Origin of the sequence: Isoptericola chiayiensis (genome assembly GCF_013149805.1) — a bacterium.
In the GTDB taxonomy this organism is placed as follows: domain Bacteria; phylum Actinomycetota; class Actinomycetes; order Actinomycetales; family Cellulomonadaceae; genus Isoptericola; species Isoptericola chiayiensis.
On record NZ_JABEZT010000003.1, the window covers coordinates 52,208 to 76,125 of the forward strand.

At 71.1% G+C, this 23,918-nt stretch carries 20 protein-coding genes and 1 tRNA gene; 9 read left to right on the forward strand and 12 right to left on the reverse strand.

Annotated elements, in window-relative coordinates:
• Positions 1-36 precede the first annotated feature (36 nt).
• A complete protein-coding gene (locus tag HDG68_RS06465; RefSeq protein ID WP_172150436.1) occupies positions 37-786 on the reverse strand; it encodes an ArsR/SmtB family transcription factor in 750 nt (249 codons plus the stop codon).
• A 76-nt stretch (positions 787-862) separates the two neighbouring features.
• Here HDG68_RS06465 and HDG68_RS06470 point away from each other — a divergent pair, with 76 nt between their 5' ends.
• The 4 genes from HDG68_RS06470 (at position 863) to HDG68_RS06485 (ending at position 6,241) form a co-directional block, all read left to right on the forward strand.
• A complete protein-coding gene (locus HDG68_RS06470; protein ID WP_343037457.1) occupies positions 863-2,128 on the forward strand; it encodes a threonine/serine exporter family protein in 1,266 nt (421 codons plus the stop codon).
• A 130-nt stretch (positions 2,129-2,258) separates the two neighbouring features.
• Positions 2,259-4,547 (forward strand): HelD family protein, encoded by a 2,289-nt coding sequence (locus HDG68_RS06475; protein WP_172150440.1) that lies wholly within the window; start codon positions 2,259-2,261, stop codon positions 4,545-4,547.
• A gap of 96 nt (positions 4,548-4,643) precedes the next feature.
• Positions 4,644-5,411, forward strand: a complete 768-nt coding sequence (locus tag HDG68_RS06480; protein ID WP_172150441.1) for a SurA N-terminal domain-containing protein — start codon at positions 4,644-4,646, stop codon at positions 5,409-5,411.
• A 68-nt stretch (positions 5,412-5,479) separates the two neighbouring features.
• Positions 5,480-6,241, forward strand: a complete 762-nt coding sequence (locus HDG68_RS06485; RefSeq protein ID WP_246253690.1) for a GTP pyrophosphokinase — start codon at positions 5,480-5,482, stop codon at positions 6,239-6,241.
• Positions 6,242-6,275: 34 nt separating this feature from the next.
• Here HDG68_RS06485 and HDG68_RS06490 read toward each other — a convergent pair whose 3' ends face one another.
• Entirely contained in the window at positions 6,276-7,079 is an 804-nt protein-coding gene (locus HDG68_RS06490) for an alpha/beta fold hydrolase (protein ID WP_172150442.1), read from the reverse strand.
• A gap of 231 nt (positions 7,080-7,310) precedes the next feature.
• Here HDG68_RS06490 and HDG68_RS06495 point away from each other — a divergent pair, with 231 nt between their 5' ends.
• The 3 genes from HDG68_RS06495 to HDG68_RS06505 are packed head-to-tail and all read left to right on the forward strand — an operon-like array spanning position 7,311 to position 9,954.
• Complete coding sequence (locus tag HDG68_RS06495; protein WP_343037458.1) at positions 7,311-7,637, forward strand: bifunctional 3-phenylpropionate/cinnamic acid dioxygenase ferredoxin subunit; 327 nt, start codon at positions 7,311-7,313, stop codon at positions 7,635-7,637.
• Positions 7,634-8,830, forward strand: coding sequence for an NAD(P)/FAD-dependent oxidoreductase (locus HDG68_RS06500; protein WP_172150444.1), 1,197 nt, complete (start codon positions 7,634-7,636; stop codon positions 8,828-8,830). Before HDG68_RS06495 ends, HDG68_RS06500 begins: the two co-directional genes overlap by 4 nt.
• On the forward strand, positions 8,827-9,954 hold the full coding sequence (locus tag HDG68_RS06505) for an aromatic ring-hydroxylating oxygenase subunit alpha (protein WP_172150445.1): 1,128 nt from the start codon (positions 8,827-8,829) through the stop codon (positions 9,952-9,954). The genes HDG68_RS06500 and HDG68_RS06505 overlap by 4 nt, the downstream gene beginning before the upstream one ends.
• 1,308 nt (positions 9,955-11,262) lie before the next feature.
• Here the strand turns inward: HDG68_RS06505 and HDG68_RS06510 are convergent.
• A complete protein-coding gene (locus tag HDG68_RS06510) occupies positions 11,263-12,348 on the reverse strand; it encodes a PDDEXK nuclease domain-containing protein (protein ID WP_172150446.1) in 1,086 nt (361 codons plus the stop codon).
• 94 nt (positions 12,349-12,442) lie between these two features.
• The gene (locus HDG68_RS06515; RefSeq protein ID WP_281359020.1) at positions 12,443-13,000 is read right to left on the reverse strand and encodes a recombinase family protein; all 558 of its coding nucleotides are present in this window, start codon (positions 12,998-13,000) and stop codon (positions 12,443-12,445) included.
• Between the two features lie 517 nt (positions 13,001-13,517).
• On the opposite strand from HDG68_RS06515, the gene HDG68_RS06520 reads away from it, so the two are divergent.
• Positions 13,518-14,060 (forward strand): hypothetical protein, encoded by a 543-nt coding sequence (locus tag HDG68_RS06520; protein ID WP_172150447.1) that lies wholly within the window; start codon positions 13,518-13,520, stop codon positions 14,058-14,060.
• A 512-nt stretch (positions 14,061-14,572) separates the two neighbouring features.
• Positions 14,573-14,917, forward strand: coding sequence for a hypothetical protein (locus tag HDG68_RS06525; RefSeq protein ID WP_172150449.1), 345 nt, complete (start codon positions 14,573-14,575; stop codon positions 14,915-14,917).
• A 167-nt stretch (positions 14,918-15,084) separates the two neighbouring features.
• On the opposite strand, the gene HDG68_RS06530 is transcribed toward HDG68_RS06525, so the two are convergent.
• The 8 genes from HDG68_RS06530 to HDG68_RS06565 form a co-directional block, all read right to left on the reverse strand.
• Positions 15,085-15,918 (reverse strand): CPBP family intramembrane glutamic endopeptidase, encoded by an 834-nt coding sequence (locus HDG68_RS06530; protein ID WP_172150451.1) that lies wholly within the window; start codon positions 15,916-15,918, stop codon positions 15,085-15,087.
• A 44-nt stretch (positions 15,919-15,962) separates the two neighbouring features.
• A complete protein-coding gene (locus tag HDG68_RS06535; RefSeq protein WP_172150453.1) occupies positions 15,963-16,985 on the reverse strand; it encodes a toprim domain-containing protein in 1,023 nt (340 codons plus the stop codon).
• A gap of 26 nt (positions 16,986-17,011) precedes the next feature.
• The gene (locus HDG68_RS06540) at positions 17,012-17,263 is read right to left on the reverse strand and encodes a glutaredoxin family protein (RefSeq protein WP_172150455.1); all 252 of its coding nucleotides are present in this window, start codon (positions 17,261-17,263) and stop codon (positions 17,012-17,014) included.
• 653 nt (positions 17,264-17,916) lie between these two features.
• Positions 17,917-19,083: an N-methyl-L-tryptophan oxidase gene (gene solA / locus HDG68_RS06545; RefSeq protein ID WP_172150457.1), complete on the reverse strand. Its 1,167-nt coding sequence runs from the start codon at positions 19,081-19,083 to the stop codon at positions 17,917-17,919.
• Between the two features lie 11 nt (positions 19,084-19,094).
• On the reverse strand, positions 19,095-21,605 hold the full coding sequence (locus HDG68_RS06550) for an FAD-dependent oxidoreductase (RefSeq protein WP_172150459.1): 2,511 nt from the start codon (positions 21,603-21,605) through the stop codon (positions 19,095-19,097).
• Positions 21,606-21,730: 125 nt separating this feature from the next.
• Positions 21,731-22,513: an IclR family transcriptional regulator gene (locus HDG68_RS06555; RefSeq protein WP_172150461.1), complete on the reverse strand. Its 783-nt coding sequence runs from the start codon at positions 22,511-22,513 to the stop codon at positions 21,731-21,733.
• A 9-nt stretch (positions 22,514-22,522) separates the two neighbouring features.
• Complete coding sequence (locus HDG68_RS06560; protein WP_172150463.1) at positions 22,523-23,545, reverse strand: NAD-dependent epimerase/dehydratase family protein; 1,023 nt, start codon at positions 23,543-23,545, stop codon at positions 22,523-22,525.
• A gap of 244 nt (positions 23,546-23,789) precedes the next feature.
• Positions 23,790-23,873: transfer RNA gene (locus tag HDG68_RS06565), tRNA-Leu, on the reverse strand.
• Positions 23,874-23,918 lie beyond the last annotated feature (45 nt).

Sequence of the window (23,918 nt, forward strand, 5' to 3'; positions counted from 1 at the left end):
GACGGGCCGCGGGGCGCGGACGGCCTTGCGGGGGCGTCAGCGCAGCGGCTCGCCCGTCTCCAGCACCGATTTGAGACCGGAGTAGATCTCCGGGGTGTCGCGGGCGGCGGAGGCCGCCGAGGTGCCGGCCAGCCCGCTGATCGTGACGGTCAGCTCGGTGACGCCGTCGCCGTCGTCGTGCAGGTCGTAGACCAGCTCGCCGGGTTCCTCCGCGGTGCTGGCGTCGTCCCAGCGGGGGTCGAACGTCATGGCGAGGCGGCGCGGACGGTCGACGGCGCGCACCGTCCCGACGATCAGGTCCGTGCCGCCGTCGGACATCGCGTAGGGCGCGCCCACCTGCCAGGTGGACTCGATGGTGGTGCCCCACATCCACGACCGGGGCACGCCGGTGTCGGTGAGCGCGGACCAGACCTGCTCGGCCGAGGCGCGGATCAGGATGCGGTAGACGACAGGTTCGCTCATGGGTGGTGATCCGTCCGGGTTCTCGATCGCGGAGCGCAGGTCCAGGAGGCTCTGCGCGACGGTCGCCGTGTAGGGCGTGAGCCAGCGGCCCGCGACCTCCTGCAGCGGCACGGCGTTGAGGTGGTGCAGCGTGCGGCGGCCCGACCGGACCGTCGTGACGAGCCCGGCGTCCGCCAGCACCCGCAGGTGCTTGGCGACGCCGAACCGGGTCATCTGCGGAAGAGCCTCGGCCAGCTCCCCGAGCGACTGCCCGTCCCGGGCACGGAGCCGATCGAGCAGCTCACGCCGGTGCGGGTCCGCCAGGGCACGGAAGACGTCGTCCACCCCACCAGAATAGGTGACCATGTGGTCACATGTCACTGGTCTCGCGCGAGCCGCGCCCCGCCGGAAGGATGGACCCGTGCCCACGGCCCCCGACGACGCCGAGATCGAGCTCATCCGACGCTCCGGCGTGGCGCTGCGCGTCGGACGGCTCTCCCTGTCCGCCGGGACCGGCTCCTACCGGGTCAAGGCGTCCATGGCGCGCGTGGCGCGGGCGCTCGGGATCGAGCGCCACCAGGCGCACGTCACCCTCACGGAGATCACGACGACGTCCCACCGGGGTGCGAGCTTCCGCACCGAGGTGACCGAGGTGCGCAGCGTCGGCATCAACGCCGACCGGCTCAGCGCGCTGGAACGGTTCGCGCAGTCGATGGAGGCGCGCGCTCCCGTCACGGTGGAGGAGGCCGGCCGCGAGCTCGACCGCATCGAGGGCCGCGGTCCGCTCTACCCGCCGTTCCTGAACGCCCTGTGGGCCGCGACGGCGTGCGCCGCGTTCGCGTTCCTCAACAACGGCGGCGTGGTGGAGGTGGTGGGGGTCTTCGTCGCGGCGGGCCTGGGTCAGGCGCTGCGACGGGCGCTGATCCACCGCGGCTGGAACCAGTTCGGGGTGACGATGCTCGCCGCCGCGCTGGCGAGCCTGACGTATGTGGGGTTCCTCGCCGCCTTCGGCGCGTTCGGCGGTGCCGCGACCAGCCACGAGGCCGGGTATGTCTCGGCCGTGCTGTTCCTCGTGCCCGGGTTCCCCCTGGTCACCGGGGCGCTGGACCTCGCCAAGCTCGACTTCTCCGCCGGGCTGGCGCGGCTGACCTACGCCCTGATGATCCTCACCTCGGCGGCGCTGTCGGTGTGGGGGGTGTCCATGCTGGTGGGGATCGAACCGGATCCCGCCGATCCCGTCGGCCTCGATCCCGGGCTTCTGCTGGCGCTGCGGCTGCTCGCCGGGTTCCTCGGCGTGCTCGGGTTCGCGCTGATGTTCAACAGCCCCTGGTCCATGGCGCTGACCGCGGCCACGATCGGCATGGTGGCGAACACCGGACGCCTGTGGCTGGTGGACACCGACGTCCCCGTCCAGGTGGCCGCGACCGCGGCGGCGCTGCTCGTGGGCCTGCTGGCCGCCGTCGTCGCACCCCGCATGAACGTGCCGCGGGTGACCGTGTCGGTGCCCGCCGTCGTCATCATGGTGCCGGGCGCGTCGGCGTACCGAGCCATCTACTACCTGTCCAACGGCGAGACGACGCAGGCGCTGGCCTACGCGGTCGAGGCGGGGCTGGTGGTGGCCGCGCTGGCCATCGGGCTCGCCGTGGCGCGGATGCTCACGGATCGCGAGTGGGGGTTCGAGCGATGAACGGGGAGCACCGGCGGGACGGCCCCGCCACTTCCAACATCTAGCGCAGTGGGGGTCTTGCGGCAAGGCCCCCCACGAGGCGCAGAATCGCAGGCCTCACCGGCCCCACCGGGCCGACCGACCGGAGCTGATGCCCGTGACCCCCGTACCCCGCCGCGCCTTCGCCCTGCCCGCGCGACTCTCCGCCAAGGACGACCCCGTCCTGATCGCCGACGACGAGAACCACCTCGCCGCGATCGCCGCGGCCGTCGACCACCAGGTCGCCGACCTCACCGCTCGCCTCGACGTCGCGCGCCGCGCGCCCGGCCGGTCCGGGCAGGCCGCGTTCGACCGCGACCAGGAGATCCACCGTCTGTCCGCCCGCCTGCGGATGCTGCGTCGCTTCGGCGTGGACCTGTGCCTGGGCCGCATCGTGCGGGACGACGGCGTCACCTACGTCGGGCGCGTCGGGCTCACCGACGCCGCGGGGGAGCGGCTCCTGGTGGACTGGCGCTCGCCGGCCGCCGAGCCGTTCTTCGGCGCCACCCACGGCGACCCGCAGGGGCTGGTCAGCCGGCGTCGCTACCGCTGGACCGATGGTCTGGTCACCGACTACTGGGACGAGGTCTTCCGCACCGACGGGCTCGCGGACCACGCCGCGCTGGACGACCAGTCGGCGTTCCTCGCGAGCCTGGCCGCCGACCGGTCAACCCGGATGCGCGACGTCCTCGGCACGATCGCCGCCGACCAGGACGCGATCGTCCGGGCCGGATCGGCCGGCACGCTCGTGGTCGACGGCGGGCCCGGCACCGGCAAGACGGTCGTCGCGCTGCACCGCGCCGCCTACCTGCTGTACTCCGACCCGCACGTGGGCGAGCACCACGGCGGCGTGCTGTTCGTCGGCCCGCACCGCCCCTACCTCGACTACGTCGCCGACGTGCTGCCCGGGCTCGGCGAGGAAGGCGTGCGCACCTGCACCCTGGCCGACCTGGTGCCCGAGGGTGCGGCGGCACACCCGGAACCCGACCCGACCGTCGCGCGGCTCAAGGCCGACGCCCGGATCATCGCCGCCGTCGACCCGGCCGTCGCCCTGTCCGAGCAGCCGCCCACCGAGGGGATGCTGCTCGGGACGCCCTCGGCCGACGTGTGGGTCGACCCGCGCGACTGGGCCGAGGCGTTCGACGCCCCCGACCCCGGGACGCCGCACCACGAGGCCCAGGACGTGATCGCCGAGGCGCTGGTGACGATCCTGGCGGACCAGCTCGCCGACGCCGAGGCGGAGCCGCGCGAGGACGGGTTCGGCTCGGACGAGAACCCCGGCTGGGACGCCGTGCCCACCGGGTACCCGCCCGCCGTCGGCGACGACGAGTTCGACGCCTACGGTCGCTCGGCTCCAGAGCCCGGTGCCGACCTGCGCGAGGAGCTCGCCGACCACCCCGATCTGCGCAGCGCCGTCGCGCGGGCCTGGCCGCTGCTGGACCCGGCCGACGTCGTCGGCGACCTGTGGACGGTGCCCGCCTACCTGCGTCGCTGCGCGCCGTGGCTGACGCCGGACGAGGTCGCCACGCTGCAGCGCACCGACGCGCACGCCTGGACCGACGCCGACCTGCCGCTCCTCGACGCGGCCCGGCGTCGCCTCGGCGACCCGGACGCCGCCCGTCGCCGCCGGAGGGCCGCAGCCGCGCAGGCCGCCGAGCGTGCCCGGATGGCCGACGTCGTCGACCACCTGATCGCCACCGACGACTCCGACCTCGGCGTGATGTCCATGCTGCGGGGCCAGGACCTGCAGGCCGCGCTGACCGGCGACGCGCGGGTTCCCGCCCCCACGCCGGACGCGCTCGCCGGGCCGTTCGCGCACGTCGTCGTCGACGAGGCCCAGGAGCTCACGGACGCGCAGTGGCAGATGCTGCTGGCACGCTGCCCGTCCCGCAGCTTCACCGTCGTGGGGGACCGGGCCCAGGCGCGGCACGGGTTCGCCGAGTCCTGGACCGAGCGGCTGGCACGGGTCGGGCTGGACCGCGTGACGCAGGCGTCGCTGACGCTGAACTACCGCACTCCGCCGCACGTGATGGCCGCCGCCGCACCCGTCATCCGGGCCGGGCTGCCCGACGCGAACGTGCCGGAGTCCGTGCGCCCGGGCGGGGCGCCGGTGCGGTCCGGGACGACGGCGGACCTCACCTCCGTGCTGGACGGTTGGCTCGCGCAGCACCCCGGCGGCACCGCGTGCGTCGTCGCCGCCGACCCCGGCGCGGTGGGCCCGATCGGCGGCGACCGGGTCCGTATGCTCGACCCGGTGTCCGCCAAGGGGCTGGAGTTCGACCTCGTGGTGGTCCTCGAGCCGGAGCGGATGGGGGACGGCATCGAGGGGGCCGTGGACCGGTACGTCGCGATGACACGGGCCACCCGCGAGCTCGTGGTGCTCAGCCGGCCGGGAGTGTAGCCGTCCGAACCTGAACGCGACCTGATCACCGACCGACCCCGTTCCCAGGCTCGTGTGTTTACCGTCGTCGGCCCGTACCCGACCTGAGGAGCCACCATGTCGAAGCGTCCGCTCGTCGCCGTCACCCTGGCCGCGGCCGTCGCACTCGCCGGCTGCAGCGCCGACTCCGACGGCGAGGACACCTCGTCACCTTCCGCCGCCCCCAGCGCCGAGGCCACGCCCGACGCCGGCGCCGCACCCGAGGCCGACCTCGACGACGTGCCCGACGTCGTCGCCGAGGTCAACGGTGAGGAGGTCGGCCGCGAGGAGTTCGTCACGAGCTTCGAGGGACAGCTGCAGCAGGCCGCCCTGTCCCAGCAGCAGAGCGGTGCCGGTGAGGTCGACCAGGATGCGCTCAAGGAGCAGGTGGTCGAGCAGCTGGTGAACAACCGGCTCCTGACGCAGGCCGCGTCCGAGGCCGGGATCGAACCGACCGAGGAGGATGTGCAGTCCACGCTCGAGGACGTCGCCGCGCAGAACGGGCTCGAGTCGGCCGACGCCGTGATCTCCGCGCTGGAGGAGCAGGGCCTGTCCGAGAAGCAGGTGCTCGAGGACGCCGCGACCCAGTTCCGGGTCACGACCTACATCGAGGCCGAGTCCGACGTGCAGGAACCGTCCGAGAAGGAGCTGCGCGCGCAGTACGACGACCTCGTCGAGCAGATGGAGAACCAGGCCGGCGACGGCGCGTCGGCACCGGAGGTCCCGCCGTTCGAGGACGTGCGCGACCAGCTCGCCCAGCAGGCCACCAGCCAGCAGCAGAGCGCGGCGATCGACACCATCGTCACCGACCTGCGCGACGACGCCGACGTCACGATCCACCTGTGAGCTCCGCCGGGCGGAACGCCCGGCCACCGTCCGTCGTTGAGCGGGCAGTGACCACCCGAGGAGTACGCATGGATCACGGCCACGAGGTCGGCCTGCAGATCGAGCACGCGATCATGGCACAGCTGGAGAACGACGCGCCGGAGCTCGCCCTGACGGACGACCGCGACGGGCTGCTGGCGCGGTTCCGCGAGCTGCGGACGGAGTTCCAGCGGCTGCGGCTGACGTACCAGTTCGGCATCGAGGAGGTGTCGACCAAGGTCAACATCCTGCGCCAGGAGTTCGAGAGCACCTACGACTACAGCCCGATCGAGCACGTGCGCAGCCGGCTGAAGTCGCCCGACAGCATCCTGACCAAGGCGATGCGGCAGGGCACCGACCTCACCGTGGCCGCGGTCCGGTCGGAGATCCGCGACATCGCCGGCATCCGCATCACGTGCTCGTTCGTCTCCGACGTGTACTGGATCGCGGAGATGCTCAGCACCCAGGCCGACCTGCGCCTGCTGACCACCAAGGACTACATCGCCGCGCCCAAACCCAACGGCTACCGGTCGCTGCACCTCATCGTCGAGGTGCCGGTGTTCCTGTCCGACCACGTCGAGCACGTCCCGGTCGAGCTGCAGATCCGGACCATCGCCATGGACTTCTGGGCCTCGATGGAGCACAAGCTGCACTACAAGTACGACGCCGACCTGCCGGCGGACCTCGCCGCCGAGATCGACGACGCCGCCCGCGTGGCCGCCGACCTGGACGCCCGCATGGGCCGGCTGCGCGACGTGGTGCGTCCGTCGCCGCGGGCCGGTGACGACCTGGCCGCCCTGCACCAGGGCTGAACTCCTTCCCGCTGAACCGGCGAGCGGGTCCGCCTCAGTACCGAAGGAACTCCCGCACCACGCGGGCGAACCCCTCCGGGTCGGTCTGGTCCGCCACGTGCTGCTGTCCCTCGAGCGTGACGACCCGGCAGTCCGGGACGGAGCCGGCCACGGTCCGGATCGCGTCCTGCAGGAACTCCGGGCTGTCCCCGCCCCGGATGAGCAGGGTCGGAGCCCTGACGGCGGCCGCCTCCGCGGGATCCAGCAGCAGCGGGACGCTTTCCTCCCGGGGCAGGGTCGGGGCCGTGGCCACGCGCGCGGGCCAGCTCGGCTGCGCCCGGAGCATCGTGATCTCCTCCTCGGGCATGTGCAGCACGTCGCGCAGCATGATCTCGACGGCGTCCTCGGACCGTCCGGCGTCGACCGCCGCCTGCACGCGGGCGACCAGCTCGGGCGGCTGGGGGTGCGGCACGACGGCCGGCTCGTAGAGCACCAGCCGACGCACCTGCGCGGTGCGGGCCGCGGCCCGGACCGCCAGGTATCCGCCGAACGAGTGGCCCAGCACGTCGGCGGGATGCCCGGCGTCGGCAGCCACGGCCTCCACGACCGCGACGACGTCCTCGACCTCCCGCTCCGGGGTCCAGTCGGGACCGTCCGTGCTGCCGCCGCGACCGCGCCGGTCCATCGCGTGCACCGTCCTGACGTCGCTGAGGTGCTCGGTGATGCGCCAGCGGCGGTGGTCGGACATCGACCCGTGCACCAGGAGCAGCGGGGGACCGGTCCCGGTGCTCCACACCGCCAGCCGTACCCCGTCCTTGGACGTGACGTGCCGGGGACCTGCGGACTGCTGCTGGACCATCGCGACCTCCCGGGGACCGCAGCTCCAGGATCCCACCGGACCGACCACCCGTCTAGAGCGGCGTTTCAGCGCCGTAAACATTCTCGAACCGTTCGGGAACGTCGTTGACAGTGCCCGCAGGACGTCCGCACGCTGTTGTGTATCGCGAACGACGTTGCGCATAGCGCATCACCGCCCGCGAACTCTCGACGTCCGAGCCGGGGAGCCGCCGGTATGCATCGTCTGTGTTCGTTGAGCGACCTCACCCCCGGTGAGGGACTGCGGGTCGACTCGGTCGCACCGCCGGTCGCCGTCTTCCTCGCGGAGGACGGCACGGTGCACGCGATCGACGACACCTGCACCCACCAGGACGCCTCCCTCGCCGAGGGCTGGCTCGAGGACGGCGCGGTCGAGTGCCCGCTGCACGAGAGCCGGTTCTGCCTGCGCAGCGGGGTGCCCGACGGCGGTCCCGCGCGCGGCGCGGTGCGGGTCCACCGGGCGGAGGTGGTCGACGGCGAGGTCCTCGTCGAGCTGTCGACCGCCGCGCCGTGCCTGCCGCCCGGGGTGGTCTCCGCATGACCGGGCCCGCCGCCGTCCGCACCGGTGTCGTCGTCGTCGGCGCGGGCCTCGCCGGCTGGACCGTCGCCGACACGCTGCGGACCGAGGGCTACGCCGGTGACGTCACCGTCGTCGGCGCCGAGGAGCACGCCCCGTACGACCGTCCCCCGCTGAGCAAGGACTTCCTCGCCGGACGGGTCGGACGCCCGGACCTCACCCTGGGCGGCGGCTCCGACGACGTCACGTGGCGGCTCGGGCGCCGGGCTGTCGCGCTCGACGTCCCCACCCGCACCGTGACGCTCGACGACGCGTCCACCGTCACCGGCGACCACGTGGTGCTCGCGACCGGGGCCGCCGCACGGCGCCTGCCCGGTCCGCACGGGGCCGTGCACACCGTCGCCACGCTGGACGACGCCGAGCGGTTGCGCGCCGCTGTCAGGCCCGGCACGCGGGCCGTGGTGGCCGGCGCGGGATTCCTCGGCCTGGAGGTCGCCGCCTCGCTGACCGGGCTCGGCGCGGACGTCACCGTGGTGTGCGCCGCTGCCGGCCCGCTGCTGCGCGAGATCGGCCCCGACGCGAGCGCCGCCGTGCTCCGGCTCCACGAGGGGCACGGGGTGCGGGTGCTCACCGGGGCGCGGGTGTCCGGCGTCGGCGGCCCCCGCGGGCGCCGCCGCGGGCGGACCAGCGTCGACGGCCCGTCCGGTCCGGTCGCCGTCGTGCTGGAGGACGGGAGGGAGATCGCCGCCGACCTCGTCGTCGTCGCGGCCGGAGCCGACCCGGCGTCCGCCTGGCTGGCCGGCAGCGGGCTGCGGCTCGACGGCGGCGTCGTGTGCGACGACGCCGGACTGGCCGCGCCGGGGGTGCACGCCGTCGGCGACTGCGCGGTGTGGGCGGGGGAGCGCTGCTCCCACTGGACGCGCACGGTGCGCCAGGCGCGCCGCGTGGCCGCCGTCGTCGCCCACGGACGGCCGCCCGAGGCCGACGCCGAACCCGACTACGTCTGGTCCGACCAGTACGACGCCCGCCTGCAGCTCGCCGGCAGCCTGCGCGGCGACGAGACCAGCGAGGTGGTCTGCGCCGACGGCGGGCTGTTCGTCGTCTTCCGCTCCGGCGACGAGGAGGTCGCGGCCTTCGCCCTGAACCAGTCGCGTCAGCTGATGCGCTGGCGCAAGACCCACCGTCGTCGGCCCGCCGCAGAGAGGATCCCCGCATGATCATCGAGCAGCTCGAGGAGCCCCTGCCGGGGTCGATCCTGCCCACGCTGGGCGGCAGCTGGTACACCGACCCCGACGTGTTCGCCCTGGAGCAGGAGCGCATCTTCTCCACGCAGTGGATGTGCGTGCTGCGCGGTGACGACCTCCCCGCGGCGGGCGACTACCGGCTGGTGCAGGTCGGCCGTGAGCAGGTCGTGGTGTCCCGCAACCGGCGAGGCGAGATCCGAGCGTTCCTCAACGTATGCCGGCACCGGGGCATGCGGGTGTGCACCGAGCCCGCCGGCACCGCCCGCAAGTTCCAGTGCGGATATCACGCGTGGACCTACGACCTCGACGGGAAGCTCGTCGCGGCGCCGAACCTGACGAAGATGCCCGACGTCGACCGCGACGCCTACGGGCTGCGCGGCGTCGCGGTGCAGGAGTGGATGGGCTACGTGTGGGTGTGCCTGGCCCCGGAGCCGCCGTCGTTCACCGGGACGGTGCTGGGCGACCTGGTCACCCGGCTCGGGGAGGCCGAGACGTTCGACGCCTGGCAGGTCGCCGACCTGCGGCTCGGGAAGCGGATCGCCTACGACGTGCACGCCAACTGGAAGCTGATCATCGAGAACTTCATGGAGTGCTACCACTGCGCGACGATCCACCCCGAGCTCACCGAGGTCATCCCCGAGTTCGCGGACGGCTGGGCGGCGCAGACGTACGTCGGGCGCGGCGCGGAGTTCGGCGACGGGGTCGAGGGCTTCACCGTCGACGGGTCCGCCGGGGTGACTCCGCTGCCGCTGCTCACCGCCGACCAGGAGCGACGCTACTTCGCGGTGACGATCAAGCCGACGGTGTTCGTCAACATGGTGCCGGACCACGTCGTCGTGCACCGCATGTTCCCCACCGCGGTGGACCGCACGTACGTCGAGTGCGACTGGCTGTTCCTGCCCGAGGTCGTCGAGGCGGGGACGGACGTGTCCCGGTCGGTCGAGCTCTTCGATCGGGTCAACCGGCAGGACTTCGAGGCCTGCGAGCGGACCCAGCCGGCGATGTCGTCGGTCGCCTACGCCGACGGCGGCTCGCTGGTGCCGGCCGAGCACCACATCGAGGCCTTCCACGCGTGGGTGCGCGAACAGCTCGGCTGAGACGTCCCGACTTCCTCGCCTCGGGACGGTCGCCCTCGCCGCGCGAACCCGGCCGCTCGCCACCCCTGACGTGCGCACCCCGGTCGGGATCTTCAACCCTCAGGCGATCGCCGCCAAGCTCGCCGACCACCGCGCCCAAACCACCGCCAGCCTCGATCCCACCGGATGGGACCTGTCCGCCGGTCCGCTGCGGGCCATGGCCCTTGGAGCCGACCGATCGCCGTCGGGTGCACCTGGCTGAGCCGGGGGCCACGGTTGCTCGTCGAGAAGCACGGCCTGGTCGTGATCGGTCGCCGACCATTGGCTTCATCTGTACGACCGCCTTTGTAATGCCGCTCGCGTACCCGCACTATTGCTGCCCACCGGTGGCATTGCTCCCGCCATCGCTTAGGGAGCCCCGGCCAGAGATCGCCTGGCGGCGGTACGCCCGGGAGCCGGGGAGCCAGCCCGCTTCCCTCAGCCCGAATGAACCGCGCGCCCCATTGCACCATCAAGCATAACGTGACTTATCGGGCTCAGGATGCGGGTCGCATCTGATGCAGCAACCCATCCCTCAGGGCACTTTTGAGGACTGTCAGCCAGGAGAGACTCAAACTCTCGCAGTTCCGCCTCGAGTTCGGCCGCGCTGGTTAGCACGCCGCGGGCGTCTGCCGGCAGGCCTTGGTAGTCCGCGACGGCGACGGACGCGCTGGTGCTGGCAAGGGGCTGTTTCAGAGGTGCAGGTCAGTGGCGCTGGTCGAGCCATGCGGTGAGGTCGGTCGTGATCGCGGCAGCTACGGCGCGCCAAGCTAACCCGCACTATTGTCGTGGTCGCGCCGACCAAAGAGACGTCGCCGCGTTCGAAACTTACCGTAGAGAATCATCAAATTCAGAAGGGAAACGGCGGCCAGCATATAAACGAACCCGTTCTGCGTAGCGATGGCACCTGCCGTGCACCCTGCGAACACGAGCCAAGCGACACGCTGGTCCCAGGACGGCCTTTGGAAACCATTAGCAAGCATCACAAATGAGCGTATGAGAACACCTCTCAGATGGGTTGGTCTCTCGTCACGTCGTGTGACAGGCCGGGGCGCACCACCTGCAGCCGTTGACGTCGTTGAAATGGTTCTTGGCTGCGGTGACTGCCTGGCGGCATGAGCTGTGGTACCCGAGGTCGATGCGGTTGGCGCGGTCGGGCAGGCAAGACCGCTCGGAACTCACGTCGTGGACCTCGTGATCCCCTGATCCAGCCTGGGCGTTGCGGTTGACACAGAAGCGCGCCACTCTGCTCTCCTTCGAACGAGCTTTCCCCTGCTGCCGCCGACCGTACTACCGGTCACTCAGGCCCGCAGGATCGTCACGGCGGTGGTCGAGTTCGTCTTCGATGACGGCCTCTAGCTCGGCCGCGCTGGGCAGCACGCCGCGGGCGTCTGCTGGCAGTCCCTGGTAGTCCGCGACGGCGACGGGCGCGCTGGTACTGGCCAACGCGTACCGCACCGTCGGGCCAGACTTCCCGGTGCACAGCAGGATCCCGATCGTGGGTGCGTGGATTTCGGGTCGACGGATCTGGTCGTCGACGATCGCGATGTAGGTGCCCAACTGGCCGACGTGCGCGGGTTCGAAGGGCCCGATCTTGAGTTCGACCACGACGTAGCGCAGTTGCTCGACGTGGAAGAACAGCAGGTCGACGTAGAACTCGTCGACGCGGTCGCTGGCGTCGTCCGGCACGCTCAGGCGCACCTGGCGGCCGACGAACGCCATGCCGCGACCCAGTTCGAGCATCGTGTCTTGCAGCCGGTCGATCAGCGCCTGCTCAACATCGCGCTCGGCGACGCGTTCGACCATCGCCAGGTGCTCGAAGACGTAGGGGTCCTTGACCAGTTGCTGCGCCAGCTCGGAGTCCGGGGCTTCCAGGGCGTCAGTGAAGTTCGTCGGCGCTGCGCCGATGGCGCCGCGCAGGTCCGCCTTGATCTGGTGCTCGAGTACCGCGCGCGACCAGCCGTCCTCGACCGCCCTCTCGGCGTACCAGTCGCGCTCTTCACGGGTCTTGAGCCGGTCGAGCAGCACCGTCACGTGCCCCCACGGCAATCGTCCAACGGGTTGTTGGACGAACTCCTCCTCCGTGGGCCAGGTCTCCGCGGCCCGCCGCATGTACAGCAGGTTCGACCGCGACCAGCCCCGCTGGTCAAGGAACTCGCGCTGCAGGTCGCCTGCCAACGACGTCACGACCTTGCTCCCCCACCCCGCGGTGCGCTGCCGCTCCAGGATGTCGTACCCCACCGACCAGTACAGGCGCAGCACCTCGGTGTTCGCCGCCCGCGCCGCCCGAAACCGCGTCTCACGCACTCGCACCTTCAACTCAGCCAACAGCTCGGCATACCCGGCCGGCTCGAGCTCGCTCCCCGAAGACGTCATGCGCGACATCCTCCCCCACCACACCCACACCGTGACCCGCGGGCGATTCCGGCCTTCCGCTACAGGGCGAAGGTCCGTGCCGCACCTTGGCTACTCATCGAGGAACGTGCCGCCGAACAGTTGACTCGCTGATGCCGAGCGCTCTAGCCACAGCGGCCGCCGATTGTCCATCGGCGAGCAGTGAGGCCGCTGCTTCGCGGCGATCGGGAGTCATGACAGTGGGGCGACCACCGACTCGTCCCCGCGCTCGGGCAGCGGCCAAGCCGGCGATCGTGCGTTCTCGGATCAGGTCGCGCTCCATCTGAGCCAGCGCGGCGAGCATGTGGACCATGAACCGGCCTGCGGCGGTGGAGGTGTCGATCTGTTCCGAGAGCGATCGCAGTGCCACTCCCGCGCGATCGAGCCGCGCCGCGAGGTCGACCAGGTGGGCCACCGACCGGCCCAATCGATCCAGCTTCGTAACGACGATGGTGTCGCCGTCCTGGACTTGCTCAACAAGCTCGTTCAGGACCGGGCGGTCGTCCCGCGCGCCCGAAGCGGTCTCGACATGGATCTGCCGCTGATCGACGCCGGCCGCCCGGAGTGCGTCGAGTTGAGAGTCCAGGGTCTGGCCCGCGGTCGAGACACGCGCGTAGCCGAACGTCATCGCCATACTGGCGAGGCTATCGAAAACGCCTCAGCACGGTTTTGACTGCCACAGCTTTGGACACCAGTTTTTGACGGACGCGCCGCTACGGCATGGCGCCGAACACCGAGTAGCAGTCGCCGTTCGTCACAAACGGTCGTTTCTGATTGTCCACTGTCACAAAATGGTAACGATGGTCCTCGAAGGTGTTGCCTAGAGCGACCTGCCGGCAAGGAGACAAGTAGAGGGCCGGAGCAGGGCAGCGAGCCCAACGCCCCCCCTCTGACCAGGAACAAGACTTGACGAAAGGAAAAGCGGAAGCACTCGGGCCCTCGCGAACGGCGACGGGCATTATAGTCTTGCGCCAAAAAGGGCAGACTAGAACAACTTGCACGAGCCGGATAAGTGGGTAACGTGCAAATCGCATCAGATCCAATCCGAATAGGAGAAGACCGTAGTGCGACATCTGAGAACAATCCTGACCGCTATCGTGGCAGGGTCCTTGGCCCTCTCGGTAGCCGCCCCTGCGTCCGCCGAGAGCAGCGTGCAGGCCAGCACCGCCGACGACTGGCGCAACCTCCCGCTCGCCAAGGCGAACCCCGCCGCATCCAAGGACGTCATTCTCTCGTTGCCCGAGAAGGTGCAACAGTCGGACGCCTATATCGACTCGTCGTACACGCCCGGTGACACGGTCCACTATCCCGACGGAAGCCTTGTGGAAGGACAGGATCTTTCCACAACGGAGGCCAAGCGCGCGGTTGAGGCCGCGGCGCTCTGTTCAGGCAACCTGGCCGCAGGGAGCTACGGATCCTTCGGCCCGGAGGCCGTCTGCCGCAGCACGGTGTGGGGGAAACGGGGCTACAGGCACACGTACAGCTGGGGAGTCGGGAGCCTAAACACCGCCGTCTGCATGAAGGGGAGGGGCTACTACTTCGACCGCAACGGCACTCCTGTGAAGACCATGTACAATATCGGCTGCGCCCTGTGGAACTCCGGCGTGTCCGTAAAGTGGGGCAACGTCATCGGCAACCCCTCCGCGCGCGGGGCCTCGCAGGGCCTCGCTCAGACAGTTCCTTGGCAGGGCTAACCCTGAACAACCACGCCAATCCTTGGGGTGTCCGACCTGGTCGGGCACCCCATGGGCTTGCGAAACCTCAGGTCAGGGTGAATCACCCAAACTAAATATTACGGAGTTGAGATCAGATGTTGCCAACAATCCGTCCCGTAGGGATGATGATCGCCGGACTCGTGACACTCATTCTCGGCTGCGCGGGAGAAGCTTTCGTGCTGGTAGGCCCCTCACCCCGCCCAGGGTTGGCGGAAACTTGGAACTCCGGTGCTGGGTGGATTCACGCCGGCGCTGACCTACTACAGACGTTTGGCGTCGTGGCGATTGTTGCTGCACTATCGGTCCAGAGTGTGATCGCACTTCGCGCCTATCAGTTATCGGGCACGGATGATGAGGACCGTTCGTAGCCGAGTGAAAGACGTCGTCACACTCCACTGCCCACGGGCGGGCAGACTCCCTGACCACGGCCTGTTGCATGACAAGCGGATTCGTAATATCCTAGTCAGTAACAGAATAGGCAGGTAATATCCATGACGATCAAGCGTGCGACAGTTGCGACATCAGCCCTTATGTTGATGAGCGCGGCCATTTGGGCAATTGTCACCGGGCATGTAGTTGGTGGCTGGATATTGTCTCTTACCTTGCCTGCCTTAGTGGCTTATGGCCTCATCCGCCGCCTCCTACATGCAAGACGCCCCACGCCTGCTGTCCGCCCCGCAGTTCAGGGCATGGGAGAGGTCCAGAACATGATTCTTAACCGCCCAAGCGTTCCGGTCACCTATGGATCTCAGGTCGAGACGGTTGTGGTGGAGGGCGATTCCGATATTCGGGATTCGCTATTTGAAGACCCCGGCTCGGAGCGCAAGCAACTCTAAGAACAGAGGTCCAGCTGCCGCCTTCTCCGAAGGTGAAGGCATCGACGGTCTGCCTTGTCGAGGGTGTTCTCGCGGGTCTGGAACCGTCCACTGGCAACGATCGCTCGGGCGGCGTCTTCGCTGGTGCGGTGGTACAGGTCGAGTCGATCAGTCATCGTGCCTCCTGGTCATCTGGACCCATTGTCGCTGCGCCGTGTCCTGGGCGTGATCGCGGTGATGGCGATGCGCGCCCCGACCGCGATCGCGGTGATCTTCAGGATGTTCCCGACCTCGGCGATCTGGGGCGTCGTAAGCAGGTTCCAGGTGGCGTGCTCGGCGACGATGGGAGCTAGGGTGCCGGTGCGGCGGTACAGGGCCACGAGCAGCACCGCCCATACGGACACGAGCAGCGCTTCCCATCCGTAGTAGAGGTGGAACGGGACCCGTACGCACGCCGCGGTGATGCACACGATGATCCAGCTGTAGCCCGCACGGCGTAGCGCCACGACGACTACGCCGAGCAGCGCCGTCTCCTCCATCGGACCGGCCATCGCCGACGCAGCTCCCCGCAGCACCGCGGCGGCGACGCCCTCGACGTCGGGGTACGGGTAGGCGATCAGGTTCTCGGTGAACTTCGCAGCCAGCCCCATCAGGACGAAGCCGACGCCCACGGCAACAGAGGCGACGAAGAAGGTCCGCCACCGCGCCCGCCAGGTCGCCGGCTCCGCAGGAGTGGACGGCCGTGGCCAGCGACGGAACGCCAGCAGTACACCCAGCGCGATCAGGACGAAGATCCCATCGAACGCCAGCTGAAGAGCCTGAGCCTGCACCGTCTGCGGGCCGAGTTCGACTCGAGCCGGCTCGGCCCCCGCCAGGACGTGCAGTGCGGCGACCGTGCTCTCACCCCAACCCGCGGCATAGAGCAGCACGATGGCGGCCCAGGCGAGCCACCGGGTCCGGCGCATCCAGCGCCGTGGCACCGGAGTGAGCCCGGTGCGATCGATCCGCAACTGGGCCGCCAACGGCTCAGCGAACCCGGACCAGCGGTGCTGCAGACTCGTTCGGATCACTTACCGTCCCCGCTGCTCGAAGTGGTGATGGCATCGACCATCTCGCCGGCGACGATGTCGTGGTCCAGCACGAGGGCCAGGCGGTGGGTCAGGTGGGTCGTCGCCTGGGCCAGGGTGGCCGAGTTCTGGCTCGCGACGGCGGCGGTGACATGCCGCAGGGCCGCCAGGCTGCCCTCGATGCTGGTCAGGTCGTAGCCGGCCAGGGTGGCGTCGATGGCCACCTCGACCAGGGTTCGGGCCTGCTGGACCAGTGCGGCCCGCAGGTCGGTGCGCCGGCCCTGCTGGACCAGGTCTGCCGGGTCGGCGCCCGGCTCGAGCTCGGCGACGCGCACGGTAGCGACCTCCTCGGGAGTGAGCAGCCCGACCAGGCGGCAGATGGCCCGCTGGCCCGCGGTGTCGGCGTCGGTGGCCAGGACGAGCCGGCCCACGCTGTCGGGGTCGATGGCGCGCAGCGCCTCGAGGTGGCCGGTGGTGATGGCGGTGCCGCACGCGGCCAGGGGCACGAGGTCGGCGCCGGCGCGGCGCACGGCCTCGGCGTCGAAGGCGCCCTCGACCAGCACGGGGGTCGCGCCGCGGGCCAGCCGCTGTGTGGTCTTGGCGTCCAGCCCGTACAGCGCCCGGCTCTTGTCGTAGACGGCCGTGCTGGTGGTGTTCAGGTACTTCGCCGGCGGCTGGTCTGCATCGTCACTGGCCGGGTTGCGACGTGCGGTGAATCCGATGATCTGGCTTGCGTCATCGCAGATGGGCAGCACGATCCGGTCCCGGAGGGCGTCCCCCACCGAGCCGTTACCGGCGCGCACGGCCAGGCCGGCGTCGAGCAGCTCAGCCTCAGTGAAGCCTCGCTTGGTCAGCGTGGGCACCAGGCGCGCCCACCCGGCCGGGGCCTGGCCGGCGACCGTGCCGCGCAACCCGCGGGCGGCGAGGTAGTCGCTCACCCAGGCGTCGGCCTGTGTGGCGTGCCAGCGCCAGTAGTCCCAGGCCGCGGCGTTCGCGGCCAGGATCCGTGCCGTGGTGGTCATGGTCTCTACCCTTTGTGCGCCTACGGTCAGGCCGCCCGGGCCACGCGAGCGATCTGGTCGGGTCGAAACCCGCTCCAGTGGTCCTGCCCGGTGCCGTCCTCGACGACGACCACGGGGGCCTCGCTGTAGTCGAGCTCTTCGGTCACGTACTCGTGCGCGGCCGGGTTCTCGGCCAGCTGGACCACGACCGGCGTGACTCCCTTGTCCTGCAGCTTGTCGATCGTCATGCGGCAGCGGATGCACGACGGACCAGTGCTGTAGACGGTGACGGTGACCATGTCGCCCTCCTGCGTTCAGTGGTCCGGATCGTTCCTGATAGCGGAGCCAGTGCCGTCAGCAGCGGCCGGCGCGTCAACCCGCAGGGCGACAGGGCAAGAAGTTCTCGGTCGAGACAAGGAGCGCAGCGACGCGGCCGGGAAGTTGTGCCCCAGGCGGCGGGCCGTGGCCCGCTTGCGCACCGGTCGCAGCGGCAATGATGAAGCGGCAGCAACGATCCGTGCCCTCGAATCCGCGCGGCTCCGTCCGCACCCGCCGGCACTCACGCCGGCGCAAGCTCGAACGTCCTCGCGCGCTGGCCGGCGCGCACACCGTGGCGCTTGAGCACACGGCTGACCGTCGATCGCGACCACGGGGTCTGCGCGGCGATCTATCGTTCCAAACCACCCTCACGAGCCAGCTCAAGGATCACGCGGTCACGCTCGGCGACCTCGTCCTGCGGCGACACCGCCGCGACGGCCGCCGTGGCCTGCAGCCCGCGGGTCTGTGCCGCCGCGGTCGCCTTGGCTACCTGATCCGGTGGACTACCCCAATGGCAGGAGGGCGACGAACGATGCAGCAGCCCAGGTCGCCCCGCGGAAGGCCGAGCCACCGAGCGCCAGGTGCCGACGGTCCCTCGTATGAAGGCCCGTCCGTACCGCCGAACAGGGCCCGATCACAGGGTCGGCACCGAGAGGGCGGGGCGCCGGGGGTCGAACAGCCCGATGGGCGAGTCGGTCGCGCCGTCGGTCGTCAGGTCCGCCAGGATCTCACCGACCACCGGCACGAACTTGAACCCGTGCCCGCTGAACCCGCAGGCGATCGCGACCTGGTCGTGCAGCGGGTGGGTGCCGATGACGAAGTGCTCGTCGGGCGCCACGGTGTACAGGCAGGTCTTGGCCTGGACCACGGGACCGGTCAGGTGCGGGAAGAGCTCGAGGGCCCGTCGACGCATCTCGGCGGTCTCGTCGGAGCGCACGACGCGGTCGACGGCGTCGGGGTCCGTCGGCGAGCCGAGGTGGAAGTACCCGAGCTTGAACCCGCCGGCGGGGCCGTCGGTCATCGGGAACCCGTAGATCTGCCCGTTGCCGTGGGTCTCCTCGATGTACACGGGGTGCTGCTCCTGCGACCACCGCTCGACGGGGACGGCGTCGAAGTCCGGGGTGAACCAGTAGAAGACCATGCGCTCGACCGACAGCGGCAGCTCCAGCTCGGGCAGCATCTGCGGCGCCCACGCGCCCGGCGTCACCACGAGCCGGTCGGCGCCGTAGGTCCCCTCGGGGGTGACCACCTCGACTCCGCCGCCCGGGGTCGCGCTCCAGCGCTGAACGCGCTCCCCGAAGCGCAGCGTCGCGCCGTGGCGGGCCGCCACCTCGGCGTTGGCGATCACCGTCTCCTCGGGACGTACATAACCCGCCGCCGACTCGTACAAGCCCATCGCGTCGTCGGCGGGGGCCATGGTGGGGAAGCGGCGGCGGATCTCCGTGGCGTCCAGCACCTCGTGGTCCAGGCCGTGCTCCTCGGCGGCCAGCCGGCTGCCCGCGTAGGTCGGACTGTCCGGGTCGCCGAGGTAGATGCCGCCGCACAGGGTGAGCAGATCGCGTCCCGACTCGGCCTCGAGCCGGTGCCAGCCCTCGTACGCCCGCCGCAGCAGGGGCACGTACTCGGGGGACTCGAAGTACGACTGCCGCACGATCCGCGAGCCGCCGTGCGCCGAGCCCTGGTCGTGGCCGGGGGTGAACGCCTCCAGGCCGAGGACGTCGAGGCCGCGCCCGGCCAGCTCGTTCGCCGCCGCACCGCCCATCGAGCCGAGACCGAGGACGATGACGTCGTGGTGCTGCACGGATACCTCTCTCAGCGCAGGATGCGCGACATCTCGGGGTCGACCAGCGGTTCCGACTGCACGGTAGCGGGCAGGCGACGGCCGAAGTACTCGACGTCCAACGCTGTGCCGGGCTCCGCCAGCTCCGGGGGCAGCCACGCGTACGCCACGGTGACCCCGAGGGTGTACGACTGGTCGGCGCTGGTCACGTACCCGACGGCGCCCTGACCCGGTCCGGCACCGCGGGCCAGCACCGGCTCGTGGCCGAGCACGACGGCCTCCGGGGCGTCGAGCGTGAGGCAGGCGAGCCGCCGTCGGACCGGCCGGTCCTCGAGCGCCGCCCGGCCCACGAAGTCGCCCTTCCGGCTGCTCACGGCGAACCCGAGGCCGGCCTCGGCCGGGGAGTGCTCGCGGCCGATGTCGGTGCCGTACGCGCGGTACCCCTTCTCGAGGCGCAGGCTGTGGAACGCCCGCCGTCCTCCGGCGACGAGTCCCGACGGCGTACCGGCCTCCCGGAGGCTGTCCCACAGCCGTCGGCCCTGGTCGGCGGTGGTCCACAGCTCCCAGCCGAGCTCGCCGACGTAGCTGACGCGCAGCGCGAGCACGTCGGTGCCGGCGACCCGGAGCCGCTTGGCGCGGAAGTAGCCGAGCGCCTGGTGCGAGACGTCGTCGTCGGTGAGGCGTTCGAGCACGTCGCGGGCACGCGGCCCCCACAGTCCGAGCCCGCACGTGCCCGCCGTGAGGTCGGTGATCCGGACGGTGTCGGGGCACCGGCTCTCCAGGTGGACGCGGTCGCGGTGCCCGTTGGTGCCGACCAGGTACTGCTCGGGCCCGAGCCGCGTCACGGTGACGTCCGAGCGGATGCCGCCCGCGTCGTCGAGCAGCAGCGCGTACACGACGCGCCCGACCGCCCGGTCGACGTCGTTGCTGGTCAGGTGCTGCAAGAACGCGGTCGCACCGGGTCCGGAGACCTCGAGGCGGGACAGCGGGGTCATGTCGTAGAGGCCGACGGCGGTGCGGGTGGCGTGGGCCTCCGCGGCCGCGATCGGTGACCAGTGCCGCGCGGCCCACGCGTCGCGCTCCGGGACGCGGTCGAGGGCGTCCACGAGCGGGGCGTTCGCCTCGAACCACAGCGGCCGCTCCCAGCCGTTCGCCTGCTCGAACACGGCCCCGAGCTCACGCTGGCGGTCGTGGAACGGGCTCGTGCGCAGTCCCCGCTGCACCCCGGTGGAGGCCTGCGGGTGGACGACGTCGTAGACCTCCGCGTACGCCTCGGCCGCCCGGGCGCGCGTCCAGTCGCGGCTGACCACGGCGGGGTCGAAGCGGGTGTACTCCAGCTCGTGGGTGTCGACGCCCGGATCGTCGCGCACGACCCAGTCGGCCATGACCTGCCCGACGCCGGCGGACTGCGTGACCCAGACGGCCTGCGCGAGCCAGAGCCCGTCGATCCCGGCGACCGGACCCAGCATCGGCCCGCCGTCGGGCGTGAAGAAGAAGATGCCGTTGAAGCCCTCGCCGAAGCCGACGTCTCTCAGCTCGGGCAGCAGGCGGCGCGCCTCGTCCCACGACGGGCCGAAGTCCTCCCAGGTCAGCGGGTGCATGGCGGGGTGCACGCCGGTGGCCGCGAACTCGTCGGCGCCCGCCACGCCGTCGGGCTCCACGGGTATCGGCCGATGGCGGTAGGCGCCGATGCCGATCCGGTCGACGTACTCGCGCAGGTACAGCGAGAAGTCCTGGTGCCGCAGCATCGGGCGGGAGGCCTCGTCGAGCACGTCGTGCCGGCCGATCAGCCCCGGCACGGGTGCCGAGAGGCCGAAGCAGTGCTCCATGGGCATCATCGGCAGCTCGAACCCGAGCAGGTCGCGGGCCAGGCCCGGACCCCACAGGCCGGCGCAGGCGACGACGACGTCGGCCGGCACATGCTCCGGCGTCGCGCCGTCGGGTGCCGGGACCGGGAGGACCTCGACGCCGGTGACGCGGCCACCGGTCCGGGTGACGCCGACGACCCGGGTGCGGGGTACGAGGCGGGCGCCGTGCTCGACGGCCCGTTCGGCCTGCCAGCGGACGGCGTGCACGGACTTGACGACGCCGTCGGTCGGGGTGTGGAAGCCGCCGAGCACGCTCGTCGTGTCCAGGCCGGGCCACAGCTCGGCGCACTCGCCGGGGTCGACGAGCCGGGACGGGATGCCCCAGGACTGGGCGAGGCCGTGGCGGCGGGCCAGGTCGTGCACGCGCTCGGCGGTCGTCGCGATCTCCAGGCCGCCGAGCCGCTTGAGCAGCCACTGCCCGTCGACCTTCTGCCCGTCGAGCTTGTCGAGGGTGCGGCGGGCGAGCAGGCTCATGGTGCGGTGCGGCGAGGTCTGGAAGACGAAGCCGGGCGCGTGCGAGGACGAGCCGCCGGTCTCCCACAGGGGGCCCTGCTCGAGGACGGTCACGTGCCGCATGCCGCTCTGGGTGAGCTCGTCGGCCAGCGCCGCTCCGACGACGCCGAGGCCGATCACGACGATGCGCGGCTGGTGCGTGAGGCGGGACAGATCGGTCATCGCACGGCCCCCCGGGTCGGGGATGTCGCGCTCTGCGCAACATCGTGTCTATTGCGCAACAGCGTAGGCGTGCACGACGGCGGCGACGAGGGTCCGCCGTCAGGGTTTACGCAGCATTTACGCGGCTACGCGCCGAGCCGCGCGCTGAGCCCCGCGGCGTGCCGGGTCAGCACGGCCGCGGTCTCCTCGAAGCCCTCCGGGGTCAGCCGGAAGCTCGGCGCCGTCACGCTCAGCGCCGCCACCACGCGACCACCGGTCCCGTGCACCGGGACGGCGAGCGCGTTGGTGTCCTGCTCCCACTCGGCCACGGCGGCCGCCCAGCCACGACGCCGGATCGTCGCCAGCTCCTCGCGCAGCGCCGCCGGATCGGCGATCGTGCGGTCGGTGCACACCTCGAGCGGGCCGGCCAGCACGCGCTCGACGACGTCGTCCCCGGCGTGGGCGAGGAGCACCTTGCCGGTCGACGTCGCGTGGAGCGGCGTGCGCTGACCGACGTACTGGCGCGCCACCCCGACGTGCTGCGAGCTGGTGGTCTGGGTGATGTTCACCGCCGCACCGTCGTCGAGGATCGCGACGTTGCTGGTCTCGTCGACCTCCGCCGTGACGTCGTCGCACACCGCCCGCGCGTCCGTCGCGAGGTCCATGCGGCGGGTCACCCGGCCGGCCAGGCGCAGCAGCCCGACACCGAGGACGTAGGTGCCGCGCCGCTCCTCCTGCTCGACCAGGTCGTGCGCCTCCAGCGTCGCCAGCAGGCGGAACGCCGTGGAGCGGTGCACCCCCAGCTCGCGGGCGATCTCACTCACGCCCAGCTCACCCGTGCGGGCCAGGAGCTCGAGGATCGCGGCCGCCCGGTCGACGGACTGGACGGCGCCGTCCCTGGTCGCACGTCCCGCCGAGCTCTCCGCCATCGCACCAGGCTATCGGGACGCCGTCGGACCCCCGCCGCCGGCAGCAGCCCCGCCGCGCACCGACTCTGCCGCAGCCAGCAGGGCGTCGCGCGAGGAGATGTAGTCGAAGCCGAACTGGCGCGGAGCGTCCGAGCCGTCCACGTCGGCGTTCAGGCCCAGACCCCGGGAGGCCGTCCGCATCGCCGGCACGACGGCGGACAGGACGCGGATCAGCCAGTCCGGCGCGACGCGCGTGGTGATCCGGGCGTCCGGGTAGGCGGCACGCAGCACGTCGGCCATCTCGGGGATGGACATCCGCCCGGCGTTCGCCGGGAAACGCTGGCCCACCGCACCGTCGTCGGTCATCGCCCGGACGTGGATGCGTGCGACGTCCCGGACGTCGACGACCGGCATGTTCATCTGCGGCAGCATCGGCATCCGTCCGGTGACGAGCTGCTCGACCGTCTCCAGGGACGACCCGTAGTGCTCGTCCAACGCCGGGCCGAACACCATGCCCGGGTTGACCACGGTCAGCCGCATCTCGGGGTGCTCGGCGACGAAACGCCAGGCCGCCTGCTCGGCCAGCGTCTTGGACGCCTCGTACGGGGTGGTCCGCGGCCCGTCGATCTCCGTCCAGTCCGCACGCGTCTTCCGGCGGGACCAGTCGTGGTCGGCCGGCTTGTAGATCGCGCCGCACGTCGAGGTCAGGACCACCCGGTGCACGCCCGCCGCCCGGGCGGCGCGCAGCGCGCGCAGGGTCCCGTCCACCGCGGGTCGGATGAGGTCCTGCGGATCCTTGGGCGGCGCCGTCGGGAACGGGGACGCCGTGTGCATCAGGACGTCGACACCGGTCAGCGCCTCGTCCCACCCGTCGTCGGAGGTGAGGTCGAGCGAGACGAACTCGACGGCGGCCCCCGGGAAGAGCGCCTCGACCTGCGCCCGCCGACGGTCCGACCGGACCGTCGCCCGCACCGTGTGACCGGCGTCGAGCAGCTCACGCACGACGTGCTTGGCAATGAAGCCGGATGCTCCGGTGACCAGGACGGTGGACATGGTGCTCCTTCGAGACGGTCGCGGCGGGCGCTTGCTGAGGCCAAGTTCTCACTGTCGTCCCGGAATCTGCCGCCACCTGAAGTCGGAACCTGTTGCGCCCCGGGTTCAGTGGAGACTCTGGTGCGCCCCGGCTTCCGTGACCCGGCCACCGCCGTCGGGCAAGAACGACGAAACCCTCGGCCGGATCGCTCCGGCCGAGGGTTTCGGGAACTGGTGGCTCCCCATTTCGGGAACTACCTTGCGGTGCGCGAGGGGGGAGTTGAACCCCCACGCCCTCTCGGGCACACGGACCTGAACCGTGCGCGTCTGCCTATTCCGCCACTCGCGCTTGCCGGAGCAGATTAGCACGCACCGGCCCTGCGATCCCAACCCG

What these genes read in the sequence shown, in the direction of transcription:
- HDG68_RS06475 (WP_172150440.1), top strand. Translation starts at nt 2,259, where the DNA reads ATGCCCGTGACCCCCGTACCCCGCCGCGCCTTCGCCCTGCCCGCGCGA.
- HDG68_RS06540 (WP_172150455.1), bottom strand. Translation starts at nt 17,263, where the DNA reads ATGGTCACCGTCACCGTCTACAGCACTGGTCCGTCGTGCATCCGCTGC.
- HDG68_RS06535 (WP_172150453.1), bottom strand. Translation starts at nt 16,985, where the DNA reads ATGACCACCACGGCACGGATCCTGGCCGCGAACGCCGCGGCCTGGGAC.
- HDG68_RS06485 (WP_246253690.1), top strand. Translation starts at nt 5,480, where the DNA reads ATGGATCACGGCCACGAGGTCGGCCTGCAGATCGAGCACGCGATCATG.
- HDG68_RS06555 (WP_172150461.1), bottom strand. Translation starts at nt 22,513, where the DNA reads ATGGCGGAGAGCTCGGCGGGACGTGCGACCAGGGACGGCGCCGTCCAG.
- HDG68_RS06515 (WP_281359020.1), bottom strand. Translation starts at nt 13,000, where the DNA reads ATGGCGATGACGTTCGGCTACGCGCGTGTCTCGACCGCGGGCCAGACC.
- HDG68_RS06505 (WP_172150445.1), top strand. Translation starts at nt 8,827, where the DNA reads ATGATCATCGAGCAGCTCGAGGAGCCCCTGCCGGGGTCGATCCTGCCC.
- HDG68_RS06525 (WP_172150449.1), top strand. Translation starts at nt 14,573, where the DNA reads ATGACGATCAAGCGTGCGACAGTTGCGACATCAGCCCTTATGTTGATG.
- HDG68_RS06480 (WP_172150441.1), top strand. Translation starts at nt 4,644, where the DNA reads ATGTCGAAGCGTCCGCTCGTCGCCGTCACCCTGGCCGCGGCCGTCGCA.
- HDG68_RS06550 (WP_172150459.1), bottom strand. Translation starts at nt 21,605, where the DNA reads ATGACCGATCTGTCCCGCCTCACGCACCAGCCGCGCATCGTCGTGATC.
- HDG68_RS06560 (WP_172150463.1), bottom strand. Translation starts at nt 23,545, where the DNA reads ATGTCCACCGTCCTGGTCACCGGAGCATCCGGCTTCATTGCCAAGCAC.
- HDG68_RS06490 (WP_172150442.1), bottom strand. Translation starts at nt 7,079, where the DNA reads ATGGTCCAGCAGCAGTCCGCAGGTCCCCGGCACGTCACGTCCAAGGAC.
- HDG68_RS06500 (WP_172150444.1), top strand. Translation starts at nt 7,634, where the DNA reads ATGACCGGGCCCGCCGCCGTCCGCACCGGTGTCGTCGTCGTCGGCGCG.
- HDG68_RS06510 (WP_172150446.1), bottom strand. Translation starts at nt 12,348, where the DNA reads ATGACGTCTTCGGGGAGCGAGCTCGAGCCGGCCGGGTATGCCGAGCTG.